This window comes from Holdemanella sp. DFI.5.55 (assembly GCF_020593575.1).
GTDB lineage: Bacteria > Bacillota_I > Bacilli_A > Erysipelotrichales > Erysipelotrichaceae > Holdemanella > Holdemanella hominis.
In genome coordinates this window covers 1-327 of sequence record NZ_JAJDMK010000226.1, presented here as the reverse complement: position 1 = coordinate 327, position 327 = coordinate 1, and the positions used below count along the sequence as shown (strand labels likewise).

The 327-nt window shown below is 35.8% G+C and carries 1 pseudogene; it reads right to left on the bottom strand.

Annotation, left to right across the window (positions count from 1 at the left end):
- Positions 1-52: 52 nt before the first annotated feature.
- Positions 53-327, bottom strand: a pseudogene (locus tag LJE08_RS13900) (hypothetical protein); the annotation flags it as partial.

The window sequence follows — 327 nt, the reverse complement described above, 5'->3', positions numbered from 1 at the left end:
TAACAATATCCAACCATACGTTACAACATATTTTTGGAAGAGAACCGCTTAATTAGTTGGTTCTCCGCCAAAAGAATACAACTAAATATGGTTGAATATTTGCGTGTGGAGTTCCACTACCCGATGCATTAGTATGAATACTATTTACATTATGGCTTTTATTATCAGAGTAATGCGAGCCTTGAATTGTCATAAACTCCCATGCATCAGTTTTTAAAGTTCCTGATGTACCCCATATACCGATCTCATGTCCATGAGCAGGCATTTCAGAAAATAATAATGTATGGTAGTATTCTCCACCAGTAGAATTAGACGTAAAAGACATAC